The organism is Roseovarius sp. (genome assembly GCF_027019125.1).
Lineage (GTDB): Bacteria > Pseudomonadota > Alphaproteobacteria > Rhodobacterales > Rhodobacteraceae > Roseovarius.
Genome location: NZ_JALUXE010000027.1, coordinates 382,828 through 397,193, shown reverse-complemented (window position 1 = coordinate 397,193; position 14,366 = coordinate 382,828). Strand labels below are relative to the sequence as shown.

The following is a 14,366-nucleotide window of genomic DNA, read 5'->3' as shown; positions in this document are numbered from 1 at the left end:
CTTACCTCAGCGCCAGAATGAGATCGACCAGCGACCCTATGGCAGGCGCAGCCTGATCCTGCGCGGGGTCGCGCATCGCCTGCATGCCAATCGCGGCCCCATAGAGAATCCGGGCCATTTCCAGATTGCCGATGTCGCAGGCAGAAAGCAGCCGATGCAGATGCGCCAATCGCATCTCATCCACGCGCGCCACCGCCTCTGCGGCCATGGTATCGGTCCCGGCCCAGGCCCGGATCGCTGATTCGGCGCGAAGGATCATGCTCTCGGCCTCAGCGGTGCCGGCCATCGCCTGCGCGCATCCCCGCAGCCGCGCCACATCGGTTGCCGCCTCTGATGCCACCTCCAGACCGCGCGCGGCGTCTTCCTCCCACAGCGTCAAAAGCGCTTGGGAATAGGCCGGAACATCCGCAAAATGCCAGTAGAAAGAGCCTTTCGTCGCCCCCAGCCGCCGCGCCAAGGGCTCTGCCCCCAGCGCCGCCGGGCCTGTTTCGCATAGCGCCTCGAACCCGGCCAATAGCCAGTCATCTTGGGTCAAACGGGGGCGGCGCAACGCGGTCATGCCTCAGCCATACGCAGCCCGACCCGGGGCCGCAAGAGGTGCTGCTGTCGCGGGGCGCGGCATTGGCCCTTTCAGACCCCTGTCGCAAAAGTTTTACGCGGTTGTCGCAAACTCTTTGAGAACCGGCGTTATGCGGTGGCCCGACCCAAGGAGGCATCCGACGTGCTCAGCATCGAAAAACTGACCAGAACCTTCGGCCAGAACACCGCCGTCGACAAAGTGTCCTTTACCGTCGAGAAACCGGCGATGATCGGTATCATCGGCCGCTCGGGGGCTGGCAAATCCACCCTGCTGCGCATGATCAACCGCCTGACCGATGCCACCTCCGGCCGCATCCTCTTTGAAGGGCGCGACGTGACCGCGCTCAAGGGCGGCGACAAGCGCGCCTGGCAATCCGACTGCGCGATGATCTTTCAACAGTTCAACCTCGTGCCGCGCATGGATGTGGTCTCGAACGTGCTGCACGGCACGCTCAATCGCCGCTCGACGCTGGCCACCATGTTCAATCTCTATCCCGACGCCGACATTCACCGCGCCATCGAAATCCTCGACCGGCTGGGCATTGCCGACCATGCCCCCAAACGGGCCGAGGCGCTCTCGGGCGGGCAGCAACAGCGCGTGGCCATCGCCCGCGCCCTGATGCAGGACCCCAGGATCGTGCTCGCGGATGAACCCATCGCCAGCCTCGATCCGATGAATGCGCAACTCGTGATGGACGACCTGCGCCGCATCCATGAAGAGGACGGGCGCACGGTCATTGCCAACCTGCACACGCTCGACACCGCGCGGCGCTATTGCGACCGGGTGATCGGCATGCTGCATGGCCGCGTCGTGTTCGACGGCACCCCGGCCCAACTGACCACCGGCGTCGCCCGCGACATCTACGGCGCCGATGCCTCGTTCTCCGAAGACAGCACCTCGACCTCGATCGAAACGCTCGACCGCAACACCGCCCGCGCCCTGCGCGAGGCCGAGGCCGCGATCTGACGACCCCAACCACCCATGGGCCGCCGGGGGTGGCGGTCCATCAACCCAACTGGAGAGACATCCATGAAGAAACTCGTTGCTGCCATCCTCGCGACCACCGCGCTCACCGGCGCGGCCTTCGCCGATACCCATGGCGAAGCCAAGATCACGGAATTCCGCATTGGCGTGCTGGGCGGCGAGAACGCCCAGGACCGCATGACCTCGAACGAATGCCTGCGCGCCAAGACCGAGGAATTGCTGGGCGTGCCCACCAAGGTCTTTACCCCCGCCGATTACGACGGCGTGATCCAGGGTCTCTTGGGCGGCACCATCGACGTGGCTTGGCTCGGCGCTTCGTCCTATGCCAAGACCTACCTGACCGATCCGAGCGCGGTCGAGCCGGTTCTGGTCAAGGTCAACATGGACGGCTCCTACGGCTATCACTCCATCGGCTTTACCCGCAAGGACACCGGCATCACCTCGCTCGCGGACATGAAGGGCAAGACCTTCGGCTTCGGCGATCCGAACTCGACCTCGGGCTACCTGATCCCCTCCATTGAAATCCCGGTCGAGACCGGCGCCAGCATGGAATCGGGCGACTATTTCGGCGAAGTGAAATTCACCGGCGGCCACGAGCAGACCATCGTCGCCGTCGCCAATGGCGATATCGACGCGGGCGTGACCTGGGCCGATGGTCAGGGCGCGTGGGAAGACGGCTACAACTCGGGCGCGCTGCGCAAGGCCGTGGATGCAGGCCTTGTCGATATGAACCAGATCGTCGAGATCTGGAAATCCAAGCCCATCCCCGAGGGCCCCGTCGTGCTGCGTCAGGCGCTGCCCGAAGACGTGAAGCTCAAGGTCACGGGCCTCTGGGCCTCGCTGAAATCCATCGACCCCGATTGCGCCTACGGCGTGCTTCAGGGTGAGGCGCTCGGCTTCATGCCGATCACCCACGACGCCTATCTCTCGATCATCGAGGCACGCAAGGCCTCGAACTAAGGCCGTAACACGACCATTGAACCGGGCCTGCATCGACGCGGGCCCGGTCTCTTTTGACGGAGGACCGGAATGACCGACATGACCGCGGGACAGGCCGCCGCGCGGGTGAAATCCGTGCAGGACGCCTATTTGGAGATGACCCGGCGCAAACGCGCCTATGGCGCGGTGATGCTGATCGTCTTCGTGGCGCTGATGGTCTCGGGCTTTCGCGTGGCGGACGGGCGCAACGCGGGCGGCTTCTGGGACGGGATCGGCAACATCTTTCAGTTCCCCGGCGAGGTGCTGTCCGAGGCTGGTCAGAAAATCGCCAACCTGCCGGGGCTGATGTGGAAATTCCTGCCCTCCCTGATCGAGACCGTCAACATCGCCGCTGCCTCTACCCTGCTGGGCGCGCTCGGCGCAGGCATGATCTCGCTTCTGGCGACGCGCGGCCTTGCCAAATGGCCCGGGCTCATCGGCCTCTTTCGCCGGATCATGGACATCCTGCGCGCGGTGCCGGAGATCGTGATTGCCCTCGTGCTGATCTTCATCCTCGGCGGCGGCCCGGTGCCCGCAATGATCGCCATCGCCATTCACACCATGGGCGCACTGGGCAAACTCTTTTCCGAAGTGAATGAAAACGCCAGCCTCAAACCCGTCGAGGGGCTGCAATCGGTGGGGGCGACATGGGGCCAGCGCATGTGGCTGGGTGTCATCCCGCAGGTGGCGCCCAACTATCTCAGCTATGCGCTCCTGCGCTTCGAGATCAACATCCGCGCCTCCGCCATCCTCGGCTTTGTCGGCTCTGGCGGCATCGGCTATGACCTGAAAAACGCCTTCAGCTGGGGACAAGGGCGCTATGACGAGGTTGCGGCGATCTTTCTGCTGCTCTTTGGCACGATCGTGCTGTTTGACCAGATGTCCAGCCATTTTCGCAACACGCTGATCGGCGAGGACTGAAGCCATGAGCATGATGACCGACATCACCCCTCCTCATTTCGACGCCACGGCGTTCTTTCGCCGCAAACGGCGGCTCGCCTTTGCCGCCCCGGCGGTGATCCTCGCCTATTTCGCCTATATCTTCTTTGCCTTCGACATCATGGGGCTGGCCGAGCGCGCCCGGCTCGACAATGCCCGCATCCTTGTCGCCGACAGCTACAGCTACAAGACGCATGTCACCCGCGACAACCGCAGCGGCGCGCTCAGCATCGCGGTCGAGGGCGAGAACAAGGGCACATGGCCCGACGGCACCCACCCCGATTGGGTCGAGATCCAGAGCCCGGACCGCACGCTGGTCTCCCTGAAACATGGGCAGGACGTGCTGATCGACGGCAACAGGCTTCTCTACGACGTGCCGGACTATGGGCTGATCGAGGCCGAGGTCTCGCGCAGCGGGGGGATCGCACTCTCGCTCCCCACCGACACCATCCCCGACTGGATCAGCGCCAGCAACGCCCGCGTCGACATCACCACCGACGCCGGCCGCGTGACGCTGACACGGGCCCGCACCGAGGTCATGCGCTATCACTTCGGCTGGGAACTCTTCTGGTTCACCCTCGACAGCCCGTTCTATGGCAAGAGCCTCGGGGAACTGGCAACGCTTGCCCTGTCCTCCGAGCACGTCGTCGAGGGCAAGAGCAACCTCGCGGCCATGGCACATGACGTCTGGAACAACCGCATGTGGCAGCACAAGGATGTGATCTGGGCCATTTTTGAGACCATCCTCATGGCCTTTCTCGGCACCATGGGGGCGGGGATCGCGGCGCTGCCGCTGGCCTTTGCGGCGGCGCGCAATTTCTCGCCCATCATGGCGGTGCGCGCGGCCATGCGGCGGGTCTTTGACCTCTTGCGCGGGGTCGACGCGCTGATCTGGACGCTGGTGCTGGCCCGCGCCTTTGGCCCCGGCCCGATGACCGGCGCGCTGGCCATCCTGCTGACCGATACCGGCACATTCGGCAAACTCTTCTCCGAGGCGCTGGAAAACGTCGACAAGAAACAGATCGAAGGCGTGCAGTCGACGGGGGCCTCGCCGCTGCAACGCTATCGCTTCGGCGTGATTCCCCAGATCACCCCCGTCCTGCTCAGCCAGTTGCTCTATTACCTCGAATCCAACACCCGCAGCGCCACCATCATCGGCGCCATCACCGGCGGCGGCATCGGCCTCTTGCTCACCCAAGCCATGATCACGCAAAAGGACTGGGAAGAGGTCAGCTATTACATCATCCTCATTCTGATCATGGTGATGCTGATGGACACGCTGTCCGGCTGGCTGCGCCGCAAGCTCATAACCTCGGACGACAGTGGGCACTGAACGGGCGGAATTGAGTATTTGGTCCATAAAGAAGCAATGATCCGCGTTTCTTCATGGGCCAAATACTCCCGCCGCAAGGACTTTCTCACGAGACTTTGTCCACGGTCCTTTCGCCTGCGATGTGCTTTGCAAACGCTCTAATGTCGCGCGTCGACATCGCTCTGACACGCAAGAGATGCTCCGCCAATTCGACGAGTTGCACTTTATTCTCTGTCACGAGCGCAAGAGCCCTGCCGAACGAGTTGGACCTTTCTCGCCCTAAAGGCTCTCGCTTTCCAAGCACGTTAGTTGACCGGATTCACCCAGCCCGAAAGACCGGTTCGAAAAAAGATCATTTTATTTGATCTTAATCAAGGCGCCGACTCGCGCTGGCTGCGACAAGCCTCTCATAAAAGGGCGATCTGTAATAACCCAAATATCTCGGTATTGGAATGTCTAGGGCTGAACCACATACAATCCCGGTACGCGTTCGAAACCTCTGCAAGGTCTTCTGCCGCGTTCTTGTGATCCTCGGGGTCATTGGATTGGTCACGGATGTTGCCCGAGCAGGTCGCGCCCATGCAAGTGAGAGCGTTGATGGGTTCGAGATCGTCATTTGCTCTGGCGACGGTGCAAAAACGATAACGGTCGATCGAGAGGGCAATCCAATCGAGGCACCGGACGAGGCCATTTGCGATTGCGGCTGTGCCGCCTGTCCATCGTCCGGTGGCGTTTGCCTGATCCTCGAAGCTTCTGCCCAGGACCGGCCGATGTTCTTTGCGACCGCCGTTCCATGCATCTTGAAATCGGCAATCCGCCCCCGTGAACGCGGCCGGTTGCCGGTCCCGCGCGCTCCCCCGACCGAGAAAGAAGCCTGATGTTCCTGTTCCAACGCCTCTTTTGCATGCTGTTCCTGCTTGCCGCAGTCGCCGCGCCCGCATCCGCGCAGAGCCCGGTGCTCGAACAGTTCCTCGCTGAAGTTTCCCCTTCCGAGCTTATCGAAGGCGCAGACGCCTTCGGATCGATCCGTGACGACCTTCCAGTTGTCGCCGTCCAGAGCGAAGGCGAAACCGTAGGTTGGGCTTTCGTCACGTCGGATTTTGTCGGCACGACCGGTTATTCCGGCAAACCCATCCACGTGATGGTCGCCATCGGACAGGATGCCGTGCTACGCGCGGTCCGTCTGGTCAAGCATTCCGAACCCATCGTCCTGATCGGCATTCCCGAGGCCAAGGTGCAGGCGCTGACCAGCTCTTACGCCGGTCTCGACATCGCGGCCGAAGCGGCGGCTGGCGGTGTCGCGCATGATCTCAACATCATCTCCGGCGCGACGGTCACGATCATGGTTATCGACGATTCGGTCGTCCGGTCCTCGATACGGGTGGCGCGCACCCTGGGTCTGGGTGGGCTCGCCCCCGAAACCGCGCCCGAAGGGCCGAAATACGCAATCGACGCCGAGGCGACTGCGGCTGGCGACTGGCAGACGCTGGTCGGGGACGGCACGATCCGGCGTCTGTCGCTGGATGTCGGACAGGTGAACCGCGCCTTTGAGCAGGTTGAAGACCCGCGCGCGGCGGCGCGTCCCATTGCCGGTGCAGAAGACGGCACGTTCATCGATCTCTATGCCACGCTTGTCTCGATCCCCGGGATCGCCGGCGCGCTTCTCGAACCGGCCGAGGTCCAGAACCTGCGCGACTGGCTGACCGGGGGCGAGCACGCTCTGCTGGTCGCTGGCCGCGGGCAGTATTCCTTCAAGGGCTCAGGCTATGTCCGTGGCGGGATCTTCGACCGCATCCAGCTGATCCAGGGCGATATCTCGGTGCGCTTCCGGGACCGCGACCACCGCCGGGTGGGCACCATCGCCACGGACGGGGCACCCACCCTGTCCGAGATGGACCTGTTCCGAATTCCGGCTGACATCGGCTTCGATCCGACCGAACCGTTCCGCCTGCAACTTCTGGTTCAGCGCGATGTGGGTGCCATCGAGCGTGTCTATACGACCTTCGAAATGGGTTGGCAGCCACCCGCCACCTTCCTGGAACCGATCACGCCCGACCCCGCGCCCGCCGCAGCGACCGCGACCCGGATCGACGAGGCCACCGCAAAGACGGCGCTCTGGCAGCGCATCTGGCGCGACAAGACGGTGGAGATCGCCGGTCTGACGGTGATGCTCGCGGTTCTGACAATCGTGTTCTTCTTTCAGGACCTCGTCACGCGCTCTGCCCGCGCAACGCTCTGGTTCCGCATGGGCTTTCTGACGGTCACGCTGGTTTTTCTCGGCTGGTATGCCAACGCGCAGCTGTCGGTCGTGAACCTGATGGCGCTGGCCAATTCGCTTGCCAACGACTTCACATGGGAAGCGTTCCTGCTGGATCCACTGACCTTCATCCTGTGGTTCTCGGTCGCTGCTGCGCTGATCTTCTGGGGGCGCGGTGCCTATTGTGGCTGGCTCTGCCCGTTCGGCGCGCTTCAGGAGCTCTCGAACCGCATCGCGAAAGTGTTCAAGGTGCCGCAATGGGAGCTGCCCTGGGGGCTGCATGAACGCCTTTGGGCAGTGAAGTACATGCTCTTTCTGGGGCTGTTCGGTGTCTCCCTCGCCTCCATCGGACAGGCCGAGCATCTGGCCGAGGTCGAGCCGTTCAAGACCGCGATCGTGCTGAAGTTCGACCGCGCCTGGCCCTTCGTGCTCTATGCCGGTGTCCTGCTGTTCATCGGGCTCTTCGTCGAGCGGTTCTACTGCCGCTACCTCTGCCCGCTGGGCGCAGCCCTCGCAATTCCGGCCCGAATCCGGATGTTCGACTGGCTCAAGCGCTACCGCGAATGCGGCAATCCCTGCCAGACCTGTGCAAACGACTGCATGGTGCAGGCGATCCACCCGACCGGAGAGATCAATCCGAACGAGTGCCTGAACTGTCTGAACTGCCAGGTCCTCTACAGGTCGAAAACGAAATGCCCTGTCGTCCAGCGCCGCGAGAAACGCCGCGCGAACGCTTCGGCGAGCTCCGAGGCGCTCGACAGGGTTCTGACCAATCACCCCAACAGAAAGGAGACTCGAAATGTCTGAAAAAATGGGGAAAAGCGGCATCAGCCGGCGTGGCCTTCTGGGCGCGACGGCCGGAGGGGCCGCGCTCGGCACGCTGGGCATATCCGGCGGGGCCATGCTGGGCGGCGCAACGGGCGCGGCCTTCCTGGGATCGGCAACCCCGGCCCGGGCCGCAAGCGAAGTCGGCCATGTCGCGCCTGGCGAACTGGACGAGTATTATGGCTTCTGGTCCTCGGGCCAGACCGGCGAGATGCGCATACTCGGCATCCCCTCGATGCGCGAGCTGATGCGCGTGCCGGTGTTCAACATCTGCTCGGCCACCGGCTGGGGCATCACCAATGAATCGAAGAAGATCCTGACCGAGGGTCTGACCCAGAAGACCAAGGATTATCTCGCGGCAAACGGGCTTGAGTTCCCCCGCAATGGCGACCTGCACCACGTCCACATGTCCTTCACCGAGGGCAAATATGACGGCCGCTTCCTGTTCATGAACGACAAGGCCAACACGCGCGTGGCGCGGGTGCGCTGCGACGTGATGAAACCTGACAAGATCATCGAGATCCCGAACGCCAAGGGCATCCATGGCCTGCGCCCGCAGAAATGGCCGCGCACCAACTACGTGTTCGCCAATGGCGAGGACGAGGTGCCAATGGTCAACGACGGCATGATCCTCGACGATCCGTCGAAATACGTGAACTTCTACACCGCGATCAATGCCGATGACATGAGCATTGCGTGGCAGGTGATGGTCACCGGCAACCTCGACAACACCGACGCGGATTACGACGGCAAATACGCGTTCTCGACCTCGTACAACTCGGAAATGGGGATGGACCTCGCCGACATGACGGCGGCGGACAAGGACCATGTGGTGGTCTACAACATCGCCGAGATCGAAAAGGGTATCGCTGCCGGGGACTTTACCGAACTCAACGGCGTCAAGGTGATCGACGGGCGCAAGGGATCGGAAAAGAACTACGTTCGCTACATCCCGATCCCGAACAACCCCCACGGCTGCAACATGGCGCCCGACAAGGTGCACCTGTGCATCGCTGGCAAGCTGTCGCCGACGGTCAGCGTGATCGACGTGCGCAAGCTCGACGCGGTGTTCTACGAGGGGGCGGATCCCCGTTCGGCCGTGGTCGCGGAGCCCGAACTTGGCCTTGGGCCGCTTCACACCGCCTTCGATGGCAAGGGCAACGCCTATACCACGCTCTTCCTCGACAGCCAGGTGGTGAAGTGGAACATCGCCAAGGCCGTGGCCGGCGAGGATCCGATCCTGTCCAAGACCGACGTGCATTATCAGCCCGGCCACAACTCGACCACCATGGGCGAGACGCTGGATGCTGATGGCAAATACTTCATCTCGATGAACAAGTTCTCCAAGGACCGGTTCATCAACGTCGGCCCCCTCAAGCCCGAGAACGAACAGCTTTTCGTCATCGACGGCGACAAGCTCAACCTCGTCCATGATGGCCCGACCTTCGCAGAGCCCCATGACTCGATCCTGGTTCATCGCTCGGTCGTGACTCCGCTCCATGTCTGGAAACGCGACGATCCGATGTGGGAAGACGCGCGCCGTCAGGCCGAGGCGGACGGCGTGGACCTTGACTGGGGCCATGACGAGCCGATCCGCGACGGCAACAAGGTGCGGGTCTACATGTCGTCCCAGGCGCCGATGTTCTCGCTGCCATCCTTCACGGTGAAGCAGGGCGATGAGGTCACGGTCTACGTCACCAACCTTGACGACATCGATGACCTGACCCACGGTTTCACAATGGGCAACCATGGCGTCGCGATGGAGGTCGGGCCGCAGGCCACCGCATCGGTGACCTTCACGGCGGCGCAACCGGGCGTCTACTGGTATTATTGCCAGTGGTTCTGCCACGCGCTCCACATGGAGATGCGCGGCCGGATGTTCGTCGAACCGCGGGGCGCCTGAGAATGGCGCGCATCCGGCTCCTCCTTGTCGCTATCCTGGCCGCTCTCGCGGTCCCTGCAGCGGCAGAAACGCGGACGGTAGCGCCCGCGCCGGGTGCGCTTGCCGCCGCCGTCGCCGGGGCCAACCCCGGCGACGTGCTGATCCTGATGCCGGGCCTGCATGAAGGCCCGGTGTCCATCGACCTTCCGCTGACCCTTGAAGGCCAGGACGGCACCATCCTCGAAGGCAACGGAACGGGCAGCGTCGTTTCCGTGAGCAGCAACGGCGCGGTGATCCGCAACCTGACGATCCGCGGCTCGGGCAATGACGGCGCAGAAATCGATTCAGGAGTAAAGCTCGAACGGACGGCCACGAACGCGATTGTCGAAAACAACCACCTGACTGGCAACCTGCACGGCATCACCGTGCACGGCGCGCGCGACAGTATCGTGCGTGGAAACCGGATCGAAGGCCGCCGTGATCGGCGGGTGAACGACCGGGGCAACGGGATCTACGTCTGGAATGCGCCTGGAACGATTGTCGAGGCCAATGACGTGATCTGGGGACGGGACGGAATCTTCGCCAATGCCTCGAAGAACAACGTCTTTCGCAACAACACCTTCCGCGACCTGCGCTTTGCCGTGCACTACATGTACACGAACAATTCCCGGATCATCGGCAACATCTCGGTGGGCAACACCCTGGGGTTTGCCTTGATGTTCTCGAACCGAATCGAGGTGCGGGACAACCTGTCGCTGGGTGATCGCACGCATGGCATCATGCTGAACTACGCCAACAACGCGCAGGTCACCGGCAACCTGGTGCGCGGCGGCACGCATGAAAAATGCACCTTCATCTACAATGCCCACAAGAACCGGATCGAGGGCAACCGTTTCGAGGGATGCGAGATCGGCATTCACTTCACCGCCGGCTCCGAACGCAACCAGATCACCGGCAATGCCTTTGTCGGCAATCGAACCCAGGTGAAATACGTCGGAACCCGACAAATGGAATGGAGCGCGGAAGGCCGCGGCAATTTCTGGTCGGACCACCCGGCCTTCGACCTAGACGGCGACGGGATCGCAGACGGGGCCTTCCGGCCGAACGACCTGATGGATCACATCCTTTGGTCGCAGCCTTCGGCCAAGCTGTTGCTTGGCTCGCCCGCGGTGCAATTGGTGCGCTGGAGCCAGACAGCCTTTCCGGCAACCCTGCCGGGCGGCGTTCTGGACAGCGCGCCGCTGATGACGGCGCCCGAGATCGCGGTGCCGGGCAACATCGCGGCGCTGGAGGCCGATGCACTGGCCCGCGCCGGAGAGATTGAGGAGATGAGCGATGCTGACCTGCTCTCGGGTCACTAAGACCTTTGGCACCGTCGAGGCGCTACAGGATGTCAGCCTTGCGGTGGCCGAAGGCGAGCGCGTGGCGCTGCTGGGTCACAACGGGGCGGGCAAGTCGACCCTGATGAAGACCGTTCTGGGGCTGATCCCGGCGACCTTGGGCGAGATCCGCGTGGCGGGCGCTGCGCCCGGCGAACGCGCCGCGCGCGAGGCCACGGCCTATCTACCGGAAAATGCGGCCTTTCACCCGGCCCTGACCGGGCGTGAACAGCTCGCGGTATACCTGCGGTTGCGTGGTGAACCGGCCTCGAAAGCTGGCGCCCTGCTGGAAAGGGTCGGGCTGGAGCAGGCCGCAGACCGCCGGATCGGCACCTACTCCAAGGGGATGCGGCAGCGCGTCGGGCTGGCGCAGGCGCTGATCGGACGGCCGCGCCTGATGGTCCTTGACGAGCCGACAAGCGGGCTTGACCCCGTTTCGCGGCGCGAGTTCTACGACATCCTCGACGACCTTGCCCGCGAGGGTGCGGCCATCCTGTTGTCCTCCCACGCGCTGACCGAGGTCGAGGCGCGGACCGACCGCATCGCGATCCTGTCGAGGGGGCGGCTCGTCGCGAACGACACGCTTGCGGCGCTTCGGCGCGCGGCGGGGCTGCCGATCCACATCCAGGTCGCGGCCCGGCCCGACACGGTGGGCGACGTGGCACGGCGGTTGGATGGCACCCGCGTCAACGGCGTGCGGGTCGATCTAACATGCACGCATGACGACAAGCTGTCCCGCCTCGGCCAGATCGCCGGTCTCGGCGGCATGATCGAGGACGTCGAGGTGATCCCGCCGAGCCTCGAAGACCTGTACACCCATTTCAGCCGGAGGACAGATCAATGACCCGTATAATGGCCGGGGCCGGATCCGAGGTCCGCATCGCGATGCGCAACCGCTGGGTCGCGATCGCGGTCGCAATGATGGCGCTCTTTGCGCTTGTCCTGTCGGCGGCAGGCAGCGCGCCAACCGGTGAAATCGGCGCCGACAAACTCTCGGTCACGGTCGCAAGCCTCACCTCTCTCGCCGTGTACCTCGTTCCGCTTCTCGCGTTGCTGATGTCCTTCGACGCCGTGGCGGGCGAGGTCGAGCGAGGTACGCTGCCGCTGATCCTGACCTATCCCGTCAGCCGTGGCGAGATACTGGCGGGGAAATTTCTCGCGCATCTGGCTGTTCTTGGCATCGCCCTTGTGGCCGGCTACGGCGTCGCCGCCTTGGCGGCTTTCGCTTTCGATCCGGGGGCGGCGGCAGGCCTGCCTGCGCTCGTGCGGCTGCTGCTGTCCTCCCTGGTGCTGGGCGCGGCTTTCCTCGGAGTGGGATATGCTGTCTCGGCGGTATCGCGCCGCCCGGGCGCGGCCGCCGGCGCGGCCATCGGGTTGTGGCTGGTCTTCGTGGTGCTTTACGATCTGGGTCTGCTGGCTGCGGTGGTCGCCGATGGCGGCGGAGACTTCACCACGCATGTTTTTCCCTGGCTTCTGCTTGCGAACCCGGCCGACGCCTTTCGGCTTTACAACCTCGCCGCCTCCGAGGCGGCGGGTGTGGCGGCGGGCGTCGCAGGGGCGGCGCAGACCATTCCTCCGGCCTTGGCTCTTTCCTCGTTGCTGGTCTGGTCGACGGGCGGTTTTGCCTTGGCCCTGGTCGCATTCCGGAGGGTACGACCATGACCCGCCTTATAGCGCTCACGCTTGTTGCTCTCGCTCTGTCGGGCTGCAAGGAAGATTCGGCTGAAAGGCCGTTGCCTGTCACCATGACTGCCGAAGCCGTGGGCCATTACTGCCAGATGGATCTGCTGGAACATCCCGGCCCCAAGGCGCAGGTCCACCTGGCGGGTCCGCCCGATCCGCTGTTCTTCAGCCAAGTGCGTGATGCTATCGCCTACCAACGGATGCCCGAGCAAAACTACGCCATCACCGCGATCTATGTCAGCGACATGGGGGCCGCCCCCAGTTGGCATGCCCCCGGAGCCGACAACTGGATCGCCGCCGACACAGCCGTCTACGTGGTTGGCGCCACCGTTGCCGGCGGCATGGGGGCACCCGAGCTGGTCCCCTTTGCCGACCGCGCCGCTGCCGAGGATTTTGCCACCAGAAACGGTGGCGAGGTCCTGTCACTGCTCTCGGTGCCGGACGAGATGGTGCTGGCCCCGGTTGAGTTCCGGCTCGACGACGAGGGCAATTTCATTCCGCCCGAGGGGGCGGCCATCGACTAGGAGACCACCATGCCGCGCCTTTCCCGCCGTCGCTTCATCGCGATTTCCGCCGCCACCGCTCTGGCGGGCCCTGCTTCGGCCGCGCCGAAGCGTTACTGGACCGGCACTGCGCTTGGAGCGCGGGCGTCGATCACGTTAGACCACCCGGATGCCGCCGAGATCGTGATGGCCGTGCTGCGCGAAATCGACCGCCTCGAGGATGTCTTCAGCCTCTATCGGCCGGACTCTGCCCTGTCACGACTGAACCGCGACGGGTCACTGGATGCGCCGCCGTTCGAGCTTGTCGAATGCCTTGGCATCGCCGGTGCCGTGCATGACGCGACCGGCGGCGCCTTCGACCCGACGATTCAGCCACTCTGGACGACCTATGCCGAGGCATATGCCGCAGGCGGCACCGTGACGGGCCCGATGCTGGAAAAGACCCGATCTCGCATCGGCTGGTCGTCCGTGTCAATCGCGCCGTCGCAGATCGCCTTCGCACGATCCGGCATGGCCCTCACCCTGAACGGCATCGCCCAAGGCTATGTCGCCGATCGCGTGGCGAGGATGCTGGAGGCGCAAGGTCTTGATCGGATCCTCATCGACACAGGAGAGGTTCGCGCCTTGGGGGGCATGCCGTCTGGCGCACCCTGGTCGGTGTCGCTGCCCGATGGCAGGGCGTTCAGGTTCCGTGACCGCGCGCTGGCGACATCAGCGCCACTTGGCACGTCCTTCGACGCGGCTGAAACCATCGGCCATATCCTCGACCCCCGGACCGGACTGCCCGCCCCGGCAACAGCACGCACCGTATCGGTCACCGCACCCACGGCAGCCTTGGCCGACGCCCTTTCGACCGGATTTTGCCTGCTCGCCGACGCAGAGGCGAAAGAGGCCATTGGGCGGCTGCGGGATTGCCGCCTCGTCTGACGCAGCGCCCGGGACCGCGCCGCAAAGCGGCAAGCCGCTCGCGAACGTCGATCCCGGGTCCGGGGCGCTCCCATCCGGGACCTGACCACGGGATCGCTCGGTTTCCAGGATCGCATG

Annotated in this window: 12 protein-coding genes; 11 read left to right on the top strand and 1 reads right to left on the bottom strand. The window is 64.0% G+C overall.

Features of this window, described 5'->3' with window-relative positions:
* Position 1 precedes the first annotated feature (1 nt).
* A complete protein-coding gene (locus tag MVC20_RS10165; protein ID WP_297540947.1) occupies positions 2-559 on the bottom strand; it encodes a TetR family transcriptional regulator in 558 nt (185 codons plus the stop codon).
* Between the two features lie 162 nt (positions 560-721).
* On the opposite strand from MVC20_RS10165, the gene phnC reads away from it, so the two are divergent.
* From phnC to MVC20_RS10110, 11 genes are all read left to right on the top strand, one after another.
* A complete protein-coding gene (phnC, locus tag MVC20_RS10160; protein ID WP_297540945.1) occupies positions 722-1,546 on the top strand; it encodes a phosphonate ABC transporter ATP-binding protein in 825 nt (274 codons plus the stop codon).
* 63 nt (positions 1,547-1,609) lie between these two features.
* Positions 1,610-2,524: a phosphonate ABC transporter substrate-binding protein gene (phnD, locus tag MVC20_RS10155; RefSeq protein WP_297540943.1), complete on the top strand. Its 915-nt coding sequence runs from the start codon at positions 1,610-1,612 to the stop codon at positions 2,522-2,524.
* A 69-nt stretch (positions 2,525-2,593) separates the two neighbouring features.
* The gene (phnE, locus tag MVC20_RS10150; protein WP_297540940.1) at positions 2,594-3,463 is read left to right on the top strand and encodes a phosphonate ABC transporter, permease protein PhnE; all 870 of its coding nucleotides are present in this window, start codon (positions 2,594-2,596) and stop codon (positions 3,461-3,463) included.
* A 4-nt stretch (positions 3,464-3,467) separates the two neighbouring features.
* Complete coding sequence (gene phnE / locus MVC20_RS10145; RefSeq protein WP_297540938.1) at positions 3,468-4,814, top strand: phosphonate ABC transporter, permease protein PhnE; 1,347 nt, start codon at positions 3,468-3,470, stop codon at positions 4,812-4,814.
* 856 nt (positions 4,815-5,670) lie between these two features.
* A complete protein-coding gene (locus tag MVC20_RS10140; protein ID WP_297540936.1) occupies positions 5,671-7,857 on the top strand; it encodes a NosR/NirI family protein in 2,187 nt (728 codons plus the stop codon).
* Positions 7,850-9,778, top strand: coding sequence for a TAT-dependent nitrous-oxide reductase (gene nosZ, locus MVC20_RS10135; RefSeq protein WP_297540934.1), 1,929 nt, complete (start codon positions 7,850-7,852; stop codon positions 9,776-9,778). The genes MVC20_RS10140 and nosZ overlap by 8 nt, the downstream gene beginning before the upstream one ends.
* A gap of 2 nt (positions 9,779-9,780) precedes the next feature.
* On the top strand, positions 9,781-11,118 hold the full coding sequence (locus MVC20_RS10130) for a nitrous oxide reductase family maturation protein NosD (protein ID WP_297540932.1): 1,338 nt from the start codon (positions 9,781-9,783) through the stop codon (positions 11,116-11,118).
* Positions 11,093-11,980 (top strand): ABC transporter ATP-binding protein, encoded by an 888-nt coding sequence (locus tag MVC20_RS10125; RefSeq protein ID WP_297540931.1) that lies wholly within the window; start codon positions 11,093-11,095, stop codon positions 11,978-11,980. The genes MVC20_RS10130 and MVC20_RS10125 overlap by 26 nt, the downstream gene beginning before the upstream one ends.
* Entirely contained in the window at positions 11,977-12,798 is an 822-nt protein-coding gene (locus tag MVC20_RS10120; RefSeq protein WP_297540930.1) for an ABC transporter permease subunit, read from the top strand. Before MVC20_RS10125 ends, MVC20_RS10120 begins: the two co-directional genes overlap by 4 nt.
* Positions 12,795-13,343: a nitrous oxide reductase accessory protein NosL gene (locus MVC20_RS10115; RefSeq protein ID WP_297540929.1), complete on the top strand. Its 549-nt coding sequence runs from the start codon at positions 12,795-12,797 to the stop codon at positions 13,341-13,343. Before MVC20_RS10120 ends, MVC20_RS10115 begins: the two co-directional genes overlap by 4 nt.
* A 9-nt stretch (positions 13,344-13,352) precedes the next feature.
* On the top strand, positions 13,353-14,249 hold the full coding sequence (locus MVC20_RS10110; RefSeq protein WP_297540927.1) for an FAD:protein FMN transferase: 897 nt from the start codon (positions 13,353-13,355) through the stop codon (positions 14,247-14,249).
* Positions 14,250-14,366 lie beyond the last annotated feature (117 nt).